Origin of the sequence: Nocardia sp. CY41 (assembly GCF_009829325.1) — a bacterium.
Lineage (GTDB): Bacteria > Actinomycetota > Actinomycetes > Mycobacteriales > Mycobacteriaceae > Nocardia.
This window is the reverse complement of record NZ_VUOS01000017.1, coordinates 52,398-69,956: the sequence shown is the minus strand read 5'-3', so window position 1 is coordinate 69,956 and position 17,559 is coordinate 52,398. Positions and strand designations below refer to the sequence as shown.

General features: G+C 70.3%; 16 protein-coding genes. 10 read left to right on the top strand and 6 right to left on the bottom strand.

Annotated features, from left to right (window positions below):
* Positions 1 to 159: 159 nt before the first annotated feature.
* Positions 160 to 1,197 carry a septation protein SepH gene (gene sepH, locus GVY64_RS19270; protein ID WP_159843330.1) on the top strand — a complete coding sequence of 346 codons (1,038 nt, stop codon included), beginning with the start codon at positions 160 to 162 and terminating at the stop codon, positions 1,195 to 1,197.
* A gap of 278 nt (positions 1,198 to 1,475) precedes the next feature.
* Entirely contained in the window at positions 1,476 to 2,219 is a 744-nt protein-coding gene (locus tag GVY64_RS19265) for a DUF6928 family protein (RefSeq protein ID WP_159843328.1), read from the top strand.
* A gap of 19 nt (positions 2,220 to 2,238) precedes the next feature.
* Here the strand turns inward: GVY64_RS19265 and GVY64_RS19260 are convergent, their stop codons facing one another.
* Positions 2,239 to 2,538, bottom strand: coding sequence for a DUF2537 domain-containing protein (locus GVY64_RS19260; protein WP_159843326.1), 300 nt, complete (start codon positions 2,536 to 2,538; stop codon positions 2,239 to 2,241).
* Positions 2,539 to 2,608: 70 nt separating this feature from the next.
* Positions 2,609 to 3,412 carry a TrmH family RNA methyltransferase gene (locus tag GVY64_RS19255; protein WP_159843324.1) on the bottom strand — a complete coding sequence of 268 codons (804 nt, stop codon included), beginning with the start codon at positions 3,410 to 3,412 and terminating at the stop codon, positions 2,609 to 2,611.
* A gap of 112 nt (positions 3,413 to 3,524) precedes the next feature.
* Between GVY64_RS19255 and GVY64_RS19250 the strand changes: the two genes are divergently transcribed.
* The 3 genes from GVY64_RS19250 (at position 3,525) to GVY64_RS19240 (ending at position 5,597) form a co-directional block, all read left to right on the top strand.
* Positions 3,525 to 4,730, top strand: coding sequence for a GNAT family N-acetyltransferase (locus GVY64_RS19250; protein ID WP_159843322.1), 1,206 nt, complete (start codon positions 3,525 to 3,527; stop codon positions 4,728 to 4,730).
* Between the two features lie 39 nt (positions 4,731 to 4,769).
* Positions 4,770 to 5,171: a YccF domain-containing protein gene (locus GVY64_RS19245; protein ID WP_159843320.1), complete on the top strand. Its 402-nt coding sequence runs from the start codon at positions 4,770 to 4,772 to the stop codon at positions 5,169 to 5,171.
* 186 nt (positions 5,172 to 5,357) lie between these two features.
* Positions 5,358 to 5,597 (top strand): hypothetical protein, encoded by a 240-nt coding sequence (locus GVY64_RS19240; RefSeq protein ID WP_159843318.1) that lies wholly within the window; start codon positions 5,358 to 5,360, stop codon positions 5,595 to 5,597.
* A 25-nt stretch (positions 5,598 to 5,622) separates the two neighbouring features.
* Here the strand turns inward: GVY64_RS19240 and GVY64_RS19235 are convergent, their stop codons facing one another.
* Complete coding sequence (locus GVY64_RS19235; protein ID WP_067795985.1) at positions 5,623 to 6,060, bottom strand: MarR family winged helix-turn-helix transcriptional regulator; 438 nt, start codon at positions 6,058 to 6,060, stop codon at positions 5,623 to 5,625.
* A 115-nt stretch (positions 6,061 to 6,175) separates the two neighbouring features.
* Between GVY64_RS19235 and GVY64_RS19230 the strand changes: the two genes are divergently transcribed.
* Positions 6,176 to 6,415, top strand: a complete 240-nt coding sequence (locus tag GVY64_RS19230; RefSeq protein ID WP_159843316.1) for a DUF2530 domain-containing protein — start codon at positions 6,176 to 6,178, stop codon at positions 6,413 to 6,415.
* Positions 6,416 to 6,424: 9 nt separating this feature from the next.
* Here the strand turns inward: GVY64_RS19230 and GVY64_RS19225 are convergent, their stop codons facing one another.
* Complete coding sequence (locus tag GVY64_RS19225; RefSeq protein ID WP_159843314.1) at positions 6,425 to 8,485, bottom strand: neutral/alkaline ceramidase; 2,061 nt, start codon at positions 8,483 to 8,485, stop codon at positions 6,425 to 6,427.
* A gap of 126 nt (positions 8,486 to 8,611) precedes the next feature.
* On the opposite strand from GVY64_RS19225, the gene GVY64_RS19220 reads away from it, so the two are divergent.
* On the top strand, positions 8,612 to 9,229 hold the full coding sequence (locus GVY64_RS19220) for a TetR/AcrR family transcriptional regulator (protein ID WP_236566987.1): 618 nt from the start codon (positions 8,612 to 8,614) through the stop codon (positions 9,227 to 9,229).
* 7 nt (positions 9,230 to 9,236) lie between these two features.
* On the opposite strand, the gene GVY64_RS37905 is transcribed toward GVY64_RS19220, so the two are convergent.
* Complete coding sequence (locus GVY64_RS37905) at positions 9,237 to 12,332, bottom strand: sacsin N-terminal ATP-binding-like domain-containing protein (RefSeq protein WP_236566986.1); 3,096 nt, start codon at positions 12,330 to 12,332, stop codon at positions 9,237 to 9,239.
* A gap of 32 nt (positions 12,333 to 12,364) precedes the next feature.
* Complete coding sequence (locus GVY64_RS19205; protein ID WP_236566985.1) at positions 12,365 to 14,179, bottom strand: DUF3027 domain-containing protein; 1,815 nt, start codon at positions 14,177 to 14,179, stop codon at positions 12,365 to 12,367.
* A 17-nt stretch (positions 14,180 to 14,196) separates the two neighbouring features.
* Here GVY64_RS19205 and GVY64_RS19200 point away from each other — a divergent pair, with 17 nt between their 5' ends.
* The 3 genes from GVY64_RS19200 (at position 14,197) to GVY64_RS19190 (ending at position 17,547) form a co-directional block, all read left to right on the top strand.
* A complete protein-coding gene (locus GVY64_RS19200) occupies positions 14,197 to 14,970 on the top strand; it encodes a glutaminyl-peptide cyclotransferase (RefSeq protein WP_159843312.1) in 774 nt (257 codons plus the stop codon).
* Positions 14,971 to 15,061: 91 nt separating this feature from the next.
* The gene (locus tag GVY64_RS19195) at positions 15,062 to 16,969 is read left to right on the top strand and encodes an MFS transporter (RefSeq protein WP_159843310.1); all 1,908 of its coding nucleotides are present in this window, start codon (positions 15,062 to 15,064) and stop codon (positions 16,967 to 16,969) included.
* Positions 16,966 to 17,547: a DUF2771 domain-containing protein gene (locus GVY64_RS19190; protein ID WP_159843308.1), complete on the top strand. Its 582-nt coding sequence runs from the start codon at positions 16,966 to 16,968 to the stop codon at positions 17,545 to 17,547. The genes GVY64_RS19195 and GVY64_RS19190 overlap by 4 nt, the downstream gene beginning before the upstream one ends.
* Positions 17,548 to 17,559: the final 12 nt, after the last annotated feature.

Below are 17,559 nucleotides of genomic sequence, written 5' to 3'. Positions count from 1 at the left end.
GCAGAATTAGACGTAGCCGAGCGAACAGAGCAGATTAGCGGGGCACGGACGTCTCCCGAGAGATTTCCGTGCCGCGTGTCCTGCCCCAGGAATCTCAGATGTGCACTACTGTTTCGGAAAGTGGGCGGTGTCGCGAGTCGACGCGATAAGGAGGTAACGGTGCGTGAACTTCGAGTGATCGGGGTGACGCCCGACTCCACGCACATCGTGTGTATCGACACCGAGTCCGGTCAGAAGTTCCGGCTGCCCGCCGACGACAAACTGCGAGCCGCCGCGCGCGGAGACCTTGCCCGATTCGGCCAGATTGAGATCGAAATGGAAGCAACTATGCGTCCCCGCGATATCCAGGCCCGTATTCGCGCAGGGGCCTCCGTGGAACAGGTCACCGAAGAATCCGGAATGCCGGCCAGTCGCGTCGAGCGATTCGCCTATCCGGTACTGCTGGAGCGGGCCCGCGCCGCCGAGCTCGCCCAGAAGGCGCACCCGGTGCGCCCCGACGGCCCCGCCGTGGACACTCTGATCGACGTGGTCACCGCCGCGTTCACCGCGCGCGGGCACAACATCGAGGGCGCCGAATGGGATGCCTGGAAGGACGAGAAGGGCTACTGGGTCGCCCAGTTGCAGTGGCAGAACGGACGATCCGAGATCGCCGCGCACTGGCGTTACCAGCCGGACGCGCACGGTGGCTCGGTCTCCCCGCTCGACGACCCGGCCTCCGATCTGATCGATCCGGATTTCGGGCGCGCCCTGCGCGGCCTGGCGACGATCGCGCCGCCCGAGCCCGAACCGGCCGCGCCGCAGCCGGAGCCGGAGGCCGAACCGCGTCCCGCCCCGGCCGCGCCGCCGGCGCGCACCGCGAGCCGCCAGAACCAGCCGACGCTGGACGAGTACTACGAACAGCGGGCCGTCGCGGCCGGCGGCAGCGCCGCCGCGATCCCGGCGGGCAACGGCTCGACGTCCGCCGCGTCCGCCACCGCGGCCCCGGCTCCCGCCGCTAGCCCCGCGTCCGCCAATGGCGCCGCGACGGCCGCCACGTCCACCCCCGCGGACACCGCCGCGCCGGCGCCTGCCCCCACCGAGGAGCCTGCGAAGCCCGCGGCGAAGGCTCCGGCCAAGCCGAGTCGCAGCAAGCGCGGCAAGGCTCCGATGCCGTCGTGGGAAGATGTACTGCTCGGAGTGCGCAGCTCCGGTCACTGAGCGCCGGCCTTCCGAGCCGTCGATGGGTCGCCGACTGGACGCGGGAGCCCTCGTGCGTCGGCCGCCTCTGGCGATAGCGCTGCCTCGCGAAATCGATGATTACGAACCGGCGTTCGCGGTGCGAAGCCGCACCGGGGCCGGTCCGTGGCGAGTAAATTTTGGTGTGGTCGACGACGCGCGTCGGCGCCAGGAGCCAACCCAGCGGTGGCCGTTCGGCGCAGCCGGGCGTTCGCTCGAAGTTCGCGGAGTCGATTCGTGCAACTATCGGGAGGTGCCGGATGCTATCCAAGGCTTGCTCGCTCTGGTACGTCGACGCACCCGATGCCCTGACGGTATTGCGCGCGAACCACGATCCGGATCCCGGAGCCGCACTGGCATTGGCGAAGCAATTGCACGAGGACCGCGATGTGCGGCCGATCATGGTCGGCACGCTGGCGGGTTGCGCGGGACCGGGAACCGACGAGGTGTGCATCGGCTGTTTTCCCGGCGTCACGGTGTTGTGCTCGGCCCAAGCCGCGCGTATCCACCCGACCGAGATCCCGGAGTTGCTGGTGCGGCCGCTGGCCTCGGAACACACGTATCTGGTGTCGTTCGACCTCGAGCACGGCTGGGGCGCGTTCGCCCACTGGGAGCGCGGCGAATTCCGCAGAGCCTTCAGCTCGACCCGGGTGCGCATCCTGGAGGACGAAGGACTTCCGCTGGTCTGGGAACGGCCGTATTGGGCAGGCGAACATCCGGTGCGCTGGCGCGCGGGCGAACTGCCCGACCCCCAGGCGCTGCCCTTCGACCCACCCGATTTCGCCGACGCGGCCAACAACGAATGGCTGGGCTTCCACTACCGCGGGCCTGTCGCGCCCCGCGCGCTCGTGCCGGGTGACATTCCCGTCTGCAAGTTCGCGCTGTACCCGAAGGGCCAGATGCCCGACCCGCCGGTTCGCGGCTCGACCGAGGCCGGAGCGCATACGCCCGCGCGTAAGCGCGGACTGTTCGGCTGGCTGCGCGGACACGACCCGGTCGGCTGAACGCGGCAGCCCGCCGGTGCTAGGCGGCCGATCCGCCGATCAACAGCACGATCCATCCGAGCAGCACACCTGCCGCGCCGCCGCCGATCACCCACCGCGTCACCGGGGCGAAACGCCAGCGCCACGCGGTGGGCGCGGCGCCGCCGACCGCCACCAGGTTGACCGCCACCGCGAGCAACGGGTGCACTTCGGCCAGTGCGGCCCCGAACGAATACACCGCGACCGCCGCCAGCAGCGCCACCATGACGGCCACGGTGAGGCCCGCGCCCCACGGCGTCGGGTCCTGGTAGGACGGATACGGTCGATACGGTCCGGTCATGCCGTGTCCTTTCCGGCATGAGCGGGGCCCTGCGTGGTCACGCTGCGCTGCCTCCTCCGGGCCTGACCGCTCATGCCGTGCGCACCCGCTCGTAGAACGCCATCGCGGCCGCGGTCGCGACATTGAGCGAATCGGTGCCGGGCGTCATGGGGATGCGCGCGCGGACGTCGGTGGCCCGCATGGCCGCCTCGGTCAGCCCCGGCCCTTCGGCCCCGAGCAACAACGCCACCCGCTCCCCCGTCATCGCCGCCGCCAGATTCGCCGCCGCCGCGTCGGGAGTGAGGGCGATGATCTGGAATCCTTTGCGGCGCAGTATATCCAGTCCGCCCGGCCAGTCCGGCACGGACGCGAACGGAACTCGCAGCACATGGCCCATGGAGACCCGGACGGCCCGGCGGTACAAGGGGTCGGCGCAGCGGTCGCCGAACAGGATCGCGTCGGCTCCGAGCCCGGCCGCGTTGCGGAACATGGCGCCGAGATTCTCGTGGTCGTTGACGCCTTCGAGCACCGCGACGGTGCGCGCCTGCTCGAGCACCTCGTCCATGCCGAGTTCGGCGGGGCGGCGGGCGATGGCCAGCACGCCGCGGTTGAGGTGGAAACCGACCACCTCGGCCATCACCTCGGCCGTCGCCCGGAAGTACGGCACGTCGACGGCCATCAGATCGTCGGCGAGTTCGGCGCGCCTGCGCTCCACACCGAGCAGTGCGGACGGCGCGAAGCGCGAGTCGAGCATCCGCTGGACCACCACGACACCCTCGGCGATCACCAGTCCCTTGCGCCCGGGCAGATCGGGCCTGCGATCGGCCGACTTGAGATCGCGGAAGTCGTCGACCCGAGGGTCGGCGGGGTCATCGATGTCGATCACTTCGGCCACCGCTCCATCCTGCCGAACGGTCGCGGCCGGGTCCGAATCGGCGTTCGCCGGGCGGTCGCGGAGCACGGAAAACCTGGTGCGGGCAGGTGCGCGAACATGGGATGGTCGGAGCATGACGACCCTCCCGGGAATCACCATCCGGTCGGCCACCGAGGACGACGGACCCGCGATCACGACGCTGGTGGAGACCTCGTTCGGCACTCGCTACGACCCGGCCGAGCTGCGGCGGATCCCCCTGCTGTTCCCGCTGGAGAACACCATCGTCGCGGTCGAGGACGGACGGGTCGTCGGGCACGTGCAGTCCACCACCATGACGGTCACGGTGCCCGGCGAACGGACTGTGCGAGTGTGCGGCATCGCGGGCGTCGGGGTGGCGCCGACCCACCGGCGGCGCGGCATCCTCCGCGCCATGTACACCGAACAGCACCGGCGCGTCGAGGCGGCCGGGCTGCCGCTGACCATGTTCACCGCGAGCGAGGGCGGCATCTACGGCCGGTTCGGCTACGGTCCCGCGACGCGGGAGAACGCCGTTGGCATCGACCGGCGGTTCGCCGAATTCCTGCCGTCGGCGCCGGATCCGGGCGGTGTCACGCTGCGCCCGCCGAGCGAACTGCGCGCGGCGGCGGAGGCGATCTACGAGCGCTGGCGCAGGCTGACGCCCGGGGCGCAGGTACGCCCCGCGGCGGCCTGGGACATCGTTTTCGACGATCCGGAACGCTTCCGGGAAGGCGGCAGCACGCTGTTCGGACTTCTGCACGCCGACGGCTACGCGCTGTATCGGTGCCACTCCGACGGCAGGGCGCGGACGGTCGAGGTGGTCGAAATGCGGACGGTCACCGACGAAGCGCACGCGGCCCTGTGGCGGGCCCTGCTCGGGCTCGATCTGATGCGGCGGGTGGACGCGGTGCTCACCGACCACGACCCGCTGCCCTACCTGCTGACCGATCACCGGCTGGTGCGTACCACCGCCCGCTACGACGGACTGTGGCTTCGCCTGATGGACGTGCCCGCGGCGCTCACCGCGCGCGCTTACCGGAGCGATCTGGATGTGACGCTCGAGGTGACCGATCCCTTCCGGAACGCGGGTGGCACGTTCGCACTGCGCGTGCGGAACGGGCAGGCGGAATGCGAACCGACCGATCGCACACCCGATATCGACGTCGGCATCGACGTTCTCGGCAGCATGTACCTGGGCGCGTATCCCGCGCGCGTGTTCGCCGCGGCGAACCGGTTGCGGAGCAAGAATGCCGCGCACCTGCGCGCGCTCGACGACGCCTTCGGCGTCGAGCGCGACGCGATGCTCGGCTGGTTCTTCTGACGACGCGCACCGCGCTCCGAGGGCTGGCATGCTGGTCTCATGAAGCCGATCCAGTTGGTTCTCAACATCCTGTGGCTGATCTTCGCCGGGTTCTGGCTGGCGCTGGGCTACATCGCGGCGGGGATCATCTGCTTCATCCTGATCATCACGATTCCGTTCGGCATCGCGTCGTTCCGGATCGCCGCCTACGTGCTGTGGCCGTTCGGCCGGACCACCGTGGAGAAGCCGGGGGCCGGGGCCGGGTCGCTGATCGGCAATATCATCTGGTTCATCGTCGCGGGCTGGTGGCTGGCGCTGGGTCATCTGCTCACCAGCATTCCGTTGTTCGTGTCGATCATCGGCATCCCGTTCGGCTGGGCCAACCTGAAGTTCATCCCGATCTCGCTGTTCCCGCTCGGACGGGAGATCGTGGACAGCGATCAGCCGTTCGGCGCGCGGTAGCCGCCGGCATCCGGTCCATGGGGCGCGCCGGGCAGAGCCCGATTCGCGATATATCTGTGATCTACATCACATGGTGTTAACGAAATCACACCTCCGTGCGAAGGTTAGCTAGAAGGTAACTGATCTTTTCCAGTGCCCACCGCGCCCCGAGCGGGCGCCGAGCCGACCGCACGGGAGGGCTCCACCATGACCGACCGCACCGCCCGCAGGCCCGACTCGGACACCGCGCCGCTCGCGCCGATCGCCGTGACGCTGGGGCTGCTGCTGCTCATCGGCGCGGCGACCCAGTTCACCCATCTGCCCCGCTGGGCCGACGACTACGGGGTGCTGGTCTATCCGGCCTTCGTCCTGTGCCTGGCCATCGCGGGCGGCCTGCTGCGGTGGGGCGGCGGGATCGTCCTCCGGCTGGTGCGGGCGAACCGCTGAGCCGTGCCGCCGAATCCGGCAGGCGTCATTCGGATTCCGCGACGATCTGCTTCATGATCGCCACGGCGCGGGTCAGCACGACCAGCTGCTCCTCGGTGAGCGTCGACAGCTGCTCGGTCATCCACGCCTCCCGAGCGCTGGCCTCGTCGGCGATCAGCGCGCGGCCCGCCGAGGACAGCGAGACGATGATCTGACGGCCATCGGTCGGATGCGGGTTGCGTTCCACCAGATCCAGGTCGGTGAGCGAGGCGATGACCCGGGTCATCGAGGGGGGCTGCACACGTTCCTTCGCCGCGAGCGCACCCGGCGTCATCGCGCCCTCGCGCGCCAGGGTGGCGAGCGCGGAGAGTTGAGTCAGCGAGATCTGCGAGTCGGCACGACGGCCGCGCAGGTGCCGCGTCAGTCGAACGACCGCCAGCGAGAGCTCACCAGCGAGGGCTCTGACATCCGATGGCGTTGTCACAGTGCCAAACGATACGGGACCATTGGCGGCCGGTCGCGGCTTCCCGCCAGGCCGCGACCACTCCGCTCCGCTCGGCCGCAGCGCCGCACCCGGCAGGGCGGATTAGGCTGGGCCCGTGACACAGAAAGTCCCGCAGCTGCCGCCGCGCCTGACCGATCCGCGCCCCGTGCTCGCGGTCGGCAGCGCACTGTGGCTGATCGCCACCGTCGTGGTGTGGGCGGGCGGCGACCGGTGGGCGTCGGCTCGGCCGGTCTGCCTGATGGGACTGGTGGTCGGGCTGATCGCACTCGTGATCTATCTGGTCCAGCGGCGCGGCGCCCGGCGCGGGGACAAGGGCGCGCAAACGGGTCTGTGACCGCGCGGCTTACGGTCGGACCACCTCGAATTCGTCGGTCGTGCCGGTGAGCGGGTACAGCGCGCCATCGGGATCCAGGCGGGTCGCGTAATGCTGGAAGCGATAGCGTCCCGGTTCGGCCTCGACCGGGATATCCCAGGTGAATCGGGCCACCGACTCGGCGAGCCCGCGCTTGCTCCAGTGGTATTTCACCGCCCACTCCCCCTCGTTGGCCACCCGCGCCCAAGTGCCCGACGCCGTCTTGCGCTGCACTTCGAGGAACGTCCCGTTGCGGCGATTGTCGTGCTTCGGGTGCGCCGAGACGAATTCGGCCAGAACCTGATCTCCAGGAGCGTAGGACGGGTGCGGCTGCACCAGCACGTCACCGAATCCGCGGCCCGGTGCGGCCGCGTCCGGACCGGCGCCCGGCTGGAAGTTCGGTTGTAGCTGGGACACGTCGCGGGGCGCCGGCCCGCGCGGCACCTGGCTGCGAGCGGCGAATGCCGCGGCCAGGCGGGTGAACTCCTGCTGATAGGCGCACAAGGTGTAGCGACCGAACAACGTCGAAGCGCCCTCGTACTGCTGGGAGTCGTATTCCTCGGGCGTGGTGACGTATTCGTGATAGGCGTTCGCGTATCCCTGCATCAGCACCTGCTCGAGCGGAACGTTCAGCTCCGCGGCCACAGCGCGGCGGATGCGCAGGCCCGACGTGATGGTGAACTCGCCACCCGCGGCGGCCAGATAGAGCTCGCCGATGCGGACGAGCTGAATCGGCAGCACATTCGGCACCCACGCCACCGGCGGCAGCAGCCCGAGCGGCACCGCGATCGCTTTCGGCGCCTGCGCGTCCGCCAACCAGTCCGGCGCGGGCTGGGCGGGGTCGCCCAGCGCCGCGAGGAACGGATTGCGCACCCCCTCGGGGATCGGGCCGCCGGGCAGGCCCGGACCGTCCTCGACACTGCCCGCGATCAGCGAGACGCCCGCCGCGGCCGGCGCGGTGCGTCGTGGGAGGCCGTCCGGGGTGAAACGGCCGTCCACGGCGATGTCCGCCAAGTCGATGTAGCAGAGCATCGTGTCGACCGGTCCGGAGATCGCTCGCGCTTGCGCCATCGCGTCCTTCGACGCCGCGTACTGACGCTCGCCGAGGATGCGGGTGTTCTCGAACTCGTCCTCGGTGGGCCCCGAACCCGGGCGCAGGTTCAGATTGGGGGACATGTCTCCCGCGTTGGTCTGCGCGAAGGCCGCGACGAACTCGGGCTTGCCGTCCAGGTAGCGCACGCCGCGCTCGATATGCTCGGCGGAGAACGCGGCATAGCCCTTGTTGTCCGAGCTGATCAGCCGGTTCGCGTTGGTCATTGACGTGTTGTGCGTGGCGAACCAGGTGATGGTCCCGGCCGTCCTGCCGCCTTTGCGCAGGACGAGCGTGGTCACCGCGGGGTCGATGGCGTCCGGGAAATGCTGTTTGTCCGCAGACGGATTCAGTTCCCACGCCACCCGCGAGCGGTTCACGCTCGCGTTGTGCAGCTCGGTGCGGCCGAGCGCGAGCGAGCCGGGGCCGAGATCGGCGTGCGCGGCGGCGATCGCCTCGACGATCCCGTTCACCTCGGCGTCGTACACCTGCTGCTGGAAGCCGAGGACGGACAGGTTGTAGGCGTAGTCGTTGCTGGAGCCGCCGCAGGTCGCGTGCGAATGCGTCGAGGTGAGCAGGACGTTCTGCTCGGTATAGAGCCCACCGAAGCGCCGGGCCACTTCGGTCAGCACGCCGCGGTGCACGGATTGGAAGATCATTCCGTTCTCGGCGACCACGAAGACGACGCGCCGTCCCGCGCTGCCGATGATGAACGCCCGCGCGCGCGGGCGCAGGTGGATGCCCGCGGTCTGCTGCTCGAGCTGGGAGTAGCCCATCATCCCGCATTCGGCGGCCGGGCCGGTGATGTCGGAGATGCCGACGCCGATCTCGTAGTCGCCGGAATCCGGGGCGGCGGCCGCCGGAACGCCGAGCGCGTCGCTCATCCCGGGCACCGCCGCGGCCGCGAGGGTGGCGGAACCGAGCGCGGTCCGGGCCAGAACAGTTCTGCGTGACACCGGCATACCCGTCTCCCTTCTGTCCCGATGCAGCGAACCACACAACTGGTCACTCGTCCAGTCCGACTTTTTCCGGCCGGCGAATTGACTGCGGGGGCCACGGGCGCTTAACTCCCTTGGGTGTCCTCCCGATTGAGCGTCGAAGAACGACGGGCCCACCTTATCGAGGCCGCGATCGGTCTTGCCGAGAAAAAGGGCGTCGCGGGCGTGACCACGCGCGATGTCGCTCAGGCGGCCGGTGTCTCGCTGGGTGTGGTGCATTACTGTTTCGAAAACAAGGACGCGCTGATGACCGAGCTGGTCAAAGCGTTGTCGATGGAATTGCGCGATTCCGTCGACGCAAACGAAACGGTATGGCAGGACGTCGGAAGTGGAAAAGAAGCCCTTCAAAAATTGATCCGCGCGGGACTGGAACTCATGTGGCTGAACATTGAAGCCACTCCGGAACGGCAGCTGCTCACTTACGAAACCACCACTTACGCATTGCGCGAGGGCGAACAAACCCCGGCGAAACTGGCGATCGCGCGCGAACAGTACAACTTCAACGACTCCACCGTCGCCGACATCCTGGAGCACGCGCGCGATGCGACCGGCAATACGTGGTCGGTCCCGGTTCAGACGCTGAGCCGGTTCACGCTCAACGTCATCGACGGTGTGGTGCTGCGCTGGCTGGTGGACAACGACAGCGAGAGCGTGCGCGGCCAGCTCGATCTGCTGAGCGAGATGATCACCGGATACGCGGCGCAGTAGCCGCGGTTCAGCCGCGCAGGTGCGGTGCCCGGACGTGCACAGCCGAGCCGGTCTGCCACCAGGGCACCTCGACGGTGGCCTCGATCGCACCGCTCAGCCGCACCGTCAGGTCGCGGTGCACGACCAGCTCGCCCGCTTGCGCGGGCAAGGCAAACAGCTGCCGCAGCACGATGCCCAGCGGCTCCGCCGCCCACGTCGTGCGGCGACCGGTATCGATCACCTCGGCGGTCACCGCTTCGGACACCAGCGGCAGGTCGAGCAGAGCCGCCAGCGCCGAGGCTGTTTCGGTATCGCCGACTACCAGACGATCCGCGGGCACCGCCAAGCCGAACCACGGCCGGTCGAGGACGAAGACGTCTGCCGGGTCGGCCACGACACCGGACACTGCGCGCACGCGATCCGGCGGTTGTAGATCGGCCACCTCGAGCCGGTCCCCGGCGACGGCAGCCGCCAAGCGGGCGTGAGTTCGCGAAACCACCTCTGCGGAGGGGGTTCTCGACGAATCCGCCAGCGCCTCCAGCAGCGCGGCAGCCAGCTCCTCGGTGATCGTGTCGGGATCGGCCAGGACGGCGCGGCAGGCGTCCGGGTCGACACCGGCCACGGCGAATGCCGGTAACAGTCCGTCGAATTCGACGTCGGCGGGATGGCGGAACAGTCCCAGCGGCGTGCTGTCGATCCGAGCGTATCGGCGCAGCCACCACGCGGTATAGCCATCGGCGTCGGCGAGCAGGCGGCGGGTGCGCGGCGTCGCGGCCAACTGCCGCAACGCTTCCGGCCACGCCGCGTCATCGACCAGATCCAGATCGCGGACGGCGACCAACTCCGGCGGATCGTCCGGCAGCGTGGACCACCAGTGTTCCTCGTCGTCCAGATCATGGTCCGGCCCGGTCGGATCCGCCTCCACCACGACACCGAAGTCCCAGCCGACGCCGACGGCGCGCAACGCGTCCGCACCGTAGCGGTCGACCAGCTCGGGATCGGCCGTGCCGAACGGCGCGTCGGGCACGAGCAACTCACGCAACGGCGCGCCGGGCAGCAACAGTTCGTCGGCGGGCCGGAGTTCGCCCTCCACATCGGACAATTCGAGCGAACTCAGCCACGGCGGCAGCGCCTCTTGGTCGGCGTGCGCGGCGAGACGCAGGATGGCGTCGGCGGTGTCGGGGTCGTCCGGGTGGTCCTCCAGGTCGGCGCGCAAGCCCGGGTCGGTCAGGAGATCCTCGGGGGTGGCCGAGCGCGCGCCGAGCCGGGCCAGCAGAGGATGCGCGGCCTCGGGATGCACCAGCCGGGCCCAATGCACCGGGATCGCGACTTCGAGCTGATCGTCCAGCACCACGGTGCGTGGCCCCGTGACGAGCCTGCCGTCCGCCAGCGGCACCGCCAGCGCGCCGAGTTCCTCCGCCGCGAGCGGATCTCCGGCGAACGGTTCCAGCGCGGCGTAGAACGATCGCCACCAACTCGGCGGCCGATCCAAGCCGCCGGACAATTCCGCGAGCCGTGCCAGACCGAGGCGGTGCACGTCGAGCACAGCCATGGCCTCGGTGTGCGCCCGGCCGGAGAGGTCGGGAATCACCAGGGGACCGACCACCTCGTCCAGCAGGTCGGCCAATTCCGAGGTCAGACCGGCGAAGACAAACGCGCGGGTGGGGACGGCGACGTCCCGGGGGTGCGGTGGTGCGGCGATCGACGGTGGCTCCAGGATGCCCGATGCGCCCGGTTCGGCGGGTGCCGATCTGCCGCTCGAAGCGTCGATGTGCTCGGCAGTCCGGATATCGCCCGGTTCGGCGCCGAATCCGGCACTCGACCCGTCGGGCGCCTGGAGCGCCGCTTGCGCCCGATCGCCGGACGCATCGACAGGTTCGACGACCGGCTCGTCCGGCGGTTCCGTGCGAGCCACGGCTTCCGCATCTCTTTGCCGCAGTTCGTCACCGGTGAGCGAGGCGATGCCGTCCGATTCGGCATAGGCTGCGGTGACGGGCTCGAGGTCGACGGCGAGCCGCGCCGTGTCATAGGAGTTTTCCCGATCAGTGCGCCGACGGGTGGCTCGCACCGGCAGCCACGGATGCGTTTGCAATTCGCGCAGCAATGCTTCGCGCAGTAGCCCATCGGCCTCGCTTCGAGCGAAACCGGGTGCAGGAACCAGCACGAGACGATCGCGCGGCGGAAGGGCACGGGCGAACTCGCCGTAGCCGACCGCCAGTTCGGCGAGCCTGGCGCCGGGCAGCAGCCTACGGCGGTCCGGCTGCATCGGGATGTCCGCGACGAGCAGCGCGGGCAGGGATAGTTCCTCATCGGATCTGGTCGGCGCCCGCAGCACGTCCGGGGCGGCCGCCACCGGCCTGCCGTCGCGCACCGGCAGCAGCCAGCGGGCGCGCGGTGTGCGGTACTGCCACCAGGTTCGCTGCACGTCGCCGGGACCGTCGACGTAGACCTCGTGCATGCCGCCGCCCATGTCCTCGGCGCTGCTGACGAGTTCGTCCGCGCCGATGCGGATGCGGTGCAGCGCGGGCAGTTCCAGCAGCAGGTCGACGGCTTCGGCGCGCATCGCGGCCAGTAGCGCGTCGGCGTCGACGTCCGCGCGCAACCGCAGCACCACCTCGGTGTCCAGACCGTCCGACGGTCGCGCCCCGGTGGGCCAGGCCAACCGCAACGCGGGCGGGACGAATTCGCCCACAGTGCCCTCGGGCATCCGGATCTCGTTGCGGCGCAGGGCTTCGCGGGTCTCGGCACGGGAAAAGCGCAGCGAACCGGAGACCGACCGCAGCTCGATGTCTTCGCTCACCGCGAGCACCGCGGTGAACCCGACACCGAACCGGCCGACGGTCTCCCCCGCCGATTTCCCCGACGCGCGCAGGGCGGTGAGCGCGTGCACACCGGAGACGTCCAGCGGCGCACCGGTATTGCCGATGTACAGGTCACGGCCGTCGAGCCGGACGACGACGGCGCCGGCCACACCCGCCTTGCGCGCGGCGTCGGCGGCGTTCTGCGCCAGCTCGGTCAGCAGTCGGTCGCGGTAACCGGCGCGCACCAAGTCGCTCTCGGTGGCCGCGTCCTCCCGCAACCGCGTCGGCGAATCACGCCATGCGGCGAGAACCGCAGCCCGCAACGCCGAAGTGCCGAACGGGTCGGCGGCCTCGCTCAGCTCCGCGGCGATGATCGGTACTCCGGCCGTTCGGGCCCGTCGTCGGCCGGCGACCCCGTGTCGCCTTGCTCGGACACCGGCGCGTCCAAAGCGCCGCCGGGCGCGTAGTCGGACGAACGCTCCTCGACATCCGTCTCCGGCGCGGTCGATTCGGTGTCGCCTATCCGGTCGCTGCCACCACTCACCGGGGGAACCGCGCCCTGCCCCTCATCCGCGTCCGAACCGGTCTCGTTCGATGCGGCCTCGGCGTCCGGACTCGCCGACAAGGACGACTCGTGCGCGATCGAATCGACTTCGACCGGACTTGCCTGCGCACCGACCTCCACCGGATAGCTCGTGGGGCTCTGCGTATCGAGCGGTGCGGTGGGATCCGCAATGCTCGAACCGCTTTCGCCGGCGACCGCGGTGGTGTCCGCCGCATCGCCGGAAGCCAGTGCCGGGTCGATGCCGGTGTCTTCCTTCGCCACACTCTGCTCGTCCGGAGCGCCGATCGTGGCAGCCGCAGCGGCATCGGAGGTGCTGTCGTGGACAGCGGGCGCGTCCGCGCTCGGTGCCGTCCGCGCAGCGGGTGGAACGCTCGATTCGGTGAACGCGGCGGAAGTGTCGATTTCGCCGACCTCGGCGGCGCTCACCGCATCGGTGTCGGTGGCCGTGCTGTCGGCGGGTCGGACGTCGGTCGCGCTCGGGGATTCGACGGTGATCTCGTCCGCGACGGCGCCGTCCTCTGTCGACCCGACACCTTCGTCAGCGGCGACCCGCTCGGTGACGGCCGGTTCCTCGGTCGTGCGTGACCCGCGGACGGCGTCTGGGGCAGCGACAGCCGCGGGCACCACAGCGGTGTCGGCCACTGCGGCGTCCACTCGTTCGCTTCCCTCGGCGGCCACAGCGGTGTCGGCAACCACGATGTCTCCGGGGAGCGGGCGCTCGGCAGCCGCAGGGGCCTCGGCAGTCGCAGCGTCTCCGGCGCTCGCGGCGGTCGCCGTGGCGTCCTCCGTCTGCTCGGCCGTAGCGCGCCGATCGTCCGCGGACGTCGGGGAACCGGCCACACTCTGTGCCGCCTGGTCGGTTTCGAGCGAAATGAGATCGATGGCCGCGTCGTCGTACGCCTCGTAGAGCGGCGACCCGCTGCCGGTGGGGACCTCGGTATCCGAGTGCGCACCACAGCCGTAGGCCACGTGGACGACGCGCCCGTCGGCGCCCATGACGTTGCCGCAGACACCGAACGCCGCGCGCAGCGATCCGGCCAGCGGAAGATAGAACCCGCAGCTTCCGCAGGTGGCGGGCGCGGCCTTGGCCATCTCCGAATCGGGACCGTGCTCGGCGTACCAGCGCTCGGCGGCCTCTTCGCGGCCTTCTCTGCTCATCACCTTGGTGCGGCCGAGACCGACCTCGTAGGCCACTTCGTCGACCACCGGATCGCCGGTCGCGACGTACCCCGGCACCAGGCGCGGGTCGTCGGCGGGCGGAGCGAGCAGGTCACCGGGCGCGAGGTCCCCCGGGCGAACACGCTGCTCCCAGGGCACGAACTCGGGTGCGACCAAGGCTTCGGGCCCGGGCAGCAGCGCCGACTCGCTGACCGTCGCGTAGTCGGCGCCGGGCGGGGCGGCCACCACGACCGCCCACTGCCACCCGCGATAACCGGGCAGCGTGGCCTCGAAACGGTGGGTCGCCGCGCTCTCGTCCTCGGCGATCACGCCGAGGTGCGCGCCGACAGCCGACGGTTCCAACTCCAGGAGCGCACGGCGGGCCAGGTCTACGGCATCAGCCAGAATCGGCCGCACGCCGGACTCCGAAACAGAAACTGCGCTCACGGCCTACATTTTGCCGTATGGAGCGCAATCGCCGTGCGTTGGCCATCGGTGTGCTGGTCGGTCTGCTCGTCGTAGGTGGATGCGGCGGCGTCGCGGACCCCGCGCCACGGATGAACATCGAGGTGCTCGGCACCCGGCCGCACGATCCGAAGGCGTTCACCCAGGGGCTGGAGGTCGACGGCGACGTCCTCTACGAGGGCACCGGCCTGGCGGGCGCGTCGAGCGTGCGGGCGTCCCGGCTGACGACCGGCGAGGAGCTGGCCAGGACCGAATTGCCCGCCCCGTTCTTCGGCGAGGGCATCACCCTCGCCGGCGCCACGCTCTGGCAACTGACCTGGCACGACGGCGTGGCCATCGCCAGGGACCCGGCCACCCTCGCCGAACGCGGCCGGGTGCGCTACGACGGCGAAGGCTGGGGTCTGTGCGCCGCGGATGGACGACTCGTCATGAGCGACGGCACCGACCGGCTCACCTTCCGCGATCCGGTCACCTTCGCCCCGACCGGCTCGATCGAGCTGACCAGCCGCAACGGCGCGCGACTCAACGAACTCGAGTGCGCTGCGGACGGGTCGGTCTACGCCAACGACTGGCCGACGGACACGATCCTGCGCATCGACCCGGACTCCGGCGCCGTGCTGGCGACCGCCGACGCCGCCGGTCTGCTCCCCGCGACCGCGCGGGCCGACGCGGACGCCCTCAACGGCATCGCCCAACTACCCGGCACCGACCGGTTCCTGATCACGGGCAAGAACTGGCCCACCATGTTCGAGGTCCGCTTCACGCCCGCTTGAGCGCGACTCGGCGGTCACGACGACGGGTCACTTTCCGCCGCCCCGGAGCGCGGATGAACGCCCAGCACGGGAGTGCGCCAGAATTGGAGTCGTGACTACTCCCCGCGAACCCTCCGGTCCCGACCGTGATCGGTGGGAAGGCGAGGAGGTCCCGCAGTTCGACCGGCATCCCGGATTCGACCGCTATCCGCCGCCCGACGCACCACGACGCCGCGGGTCACTGCCACCGCTCGGACCGCGACCTGGACGCTCCCCGGAGCGTGGCGAGCAACCGGGGCCGCGGCGGGAAGCGTCACCGGAACCTCCGCGGACGAAACCGTTCCCGCGCGGAGGTGATGCCGAGCAGCCGGAATCCGTCGACCGCGCACCGCGGCACGTCTTCCCGCACCGTCCGCAACCATCTCGTCCCACCGACCCGCCGGAGCGCGCCGAACCCGAGAGCGCTGTCCAGGACCAGGGCCGGCCTCCCGAAAACGAGGCGCCCTCCGGCGCGCGTCGGATGCCGCGCAAACTCACGGTCACCCGGGTGGCCGCCATGCGCGGCCGGGAGCTCACCGAGAAAGGCATCGCGACCTTCCAGCGCGCGGCCAAGGCCGACGGCGCGGACAAGTCGGGCCTCACCGCGCTCACCTACGCGACCATGGCGAACTTCGCCCTGGACGCCGCCATCGCGGTCGCGCTGGCCAACACCTTGTTCTTCGCCAGCGCCACCGCGGAGAGCAAAACCAAGGTCGCGCTCTACCTGCTGATCACGATCGCGCCGTTCGCGGTGATCGCCCCGCTGATCGGACCGATGCTCGATCGTCTGCAACGCGGCCGCCGCCTGGCGCTGGCGACGTCGTTCGCGGTGCGCACCGTGGTGGCGGTGGTGCTGATCTTCCAGTTCGACAGCTGGGCGCTGTACCCGCTGGCGCTGTGCATGATGATCGGCAGCAAATCGTTCTCGGTGCTCAAGAGCGCGGTGACGCCCCGGGTGCTGCCGCCGGACATCGATCTGGTCCGCACCAACTCCCGCCTGACGGTGTTCGGGCTGGTCGGCGGCACCATGGGCGCCGGAGCGCTGGCCGGCCTGGCCGCCGCGATCGCCGGCTCGAACGGCGCACTGTTCTTCGCGGCGCTGATCGCCTGCGCGGGCGCCTATCTGAGTCTGCGTATCCCGTCCTGGGTCGAAGTGACCGAGGGCGAGGTGCCCGCGACGTTGAGCTATCACGGCGCCGACGCGCGCACCGAGGTGCTCGCGTCCGGCGACGAGTCGCCGGTCCCGCCGCGCAAACGCAGGCAGCCGCTCGGCCGGGCCGTGGTGACGGGACTGTGGGGCAACAGCGCCATCCGCGTGCTGACCGGCTTCCTCACCTTCTATGTCGCGTTCGTCGCCAAGGCGACCGAGCACCGGCCGGTGCAGCAGGCCCTGATGCTCGGCGCGGTCGGCGCGGCCGCGGCCATCGGCAATTTCGCGGGCAACGCGACGGGCGCCCGGCTCAAGCTCGGCAGGCCCGCGCTGATCGTGCTCGGCTGCACGGCGGCGTGCGCGCTGGTGGCGCTGTTCGCCACGTTCGCGAACAATCTGCTCGGCGCGGCGGTGGCCGCCCTGGTCGCGTCCGCGACGAGCGCGCTGGCCAAGGTCTCGCTGGACGCCTCGATCCAGGACGACCTGCCGCCGGAGTCGATCGCCTCCGGCTTCGGCCGGTCGGAGACCGTGCTGCAGCTGAGCTGGGTGGTCGGCGGCGCGGCCGGGGTGCTGCTGCCGACCGATTACTGGAAGGGCTTCGCGGTGGTCACCGCAGTCCTCGTGCTGGGCTTGGTGCAGACTTTCCTCAGCTTCCGAGGTCATTCGCTGCTGCCCGGCCTCGGCGGCAACCGTCCCCAGCACGCGGACCAAGAGGTGCCGACGACCCGGCCGTACGGATATCCGGCGAGCGCGCCGCAGGCGCCGAACCCGAAGCCGCGCGGCGGCGACACCAAACGCTTTCGACGAGGGCAAGGAGACCCGATCTGGTGAGCAAGCTCAACGCACGCACGATCGCCGCGCTGGTCGCGGCCGCCCTGCTCGTGCTCACCGTCGCCTTCGCGGGCGTGCTGGCGGTGCTGGTCCGCAACGCCGAGGAACCCGACGTCACCCTCACCGCCTACGCGCACGGCAAGACGATCACCGTACGGCCGTTCAGCTACTGCGCGGTGACCATGCAGCACTGCAGCGTCCTGCCCGAGCAGAACGTGCCCGGCACCGTGTTCTCGACGCTGACCTGTGCTCCCGACACGCCGGACTGCCATCGCGGACGCACCGCCGAATTGGACGTTCCCGCCGGTTACCCCCTGCAGCTGTCGCTGCCGAAGCAGGTCGCCGACGCGCCGTGGCTCGCGCAACTGGTCTACGTCCTGCCGAGCGGCGAGAAAGTCGACCAGGTGATCAGCCGCAACGACTATCCCGACCGCGCGCTGGCGTTGACCATCGATTCCAAGCCGGAGCCCGACCTGCGCCTCATCGGCGTCGAGTTCCAGCTGCCGATCCTCGCCCGGGACGAAACCGGGCGGGAGTTCTACGTGCCGCACGCCACCTGGTCGATCAGCACGGCATAGCGGCGAGAGCCA

Coding starts and splice junctions, on each gene's coding strand:
- GVY64_RS19260 (WP_159843326.1), bottom strand. CDS start 2,538: ATGACCGGACCGTATCGACCGTATCCGTCCTACCAGGACCCGACGCCG.
- GVY64_RS19250 (WP_159843322.1), top strand. CDS start 3,525: ATGACGACCCTCCCGGGAATCACCATCCGGTCGGCCACCGAGGACGAC.
- GVY64_RS19240 (WP_159843318.1), top strand. CDS start 5,358: ATGACCGACCGCACCGCCCGCAGGCCCGACTCGGACACCGCGCCGCTC.
- GVY64_RS19200 (WP_159843312.1), top strand. CDS start 14,197: ATGGAGCGCAATCGCCGTGCGTTGGCCATCGGTGTGCTGGTCGGTCTG.
- GVY64_RS19265 (WP_159843328.1), top strand. CDS start 1,476: ATGCTATCCAAGGCTTGCTCGCTCTGGTACGTCGACGCACCCGATGCC.
- GVY64_RS19245 (WP_159843320.1), top strand. CDS start 4,770: ATGAAGCCGATCCAGTTGGTTCTCAACATCCTGTGGCTGATCTTCGCC.
- GVY64_RS19225 (WP_159843314.1), bottom strand. CDS start 8,485: ATGCCGGTGTCACGCAGAACTGTTCTGGCCCGGACCGCGCTCGGTTCC.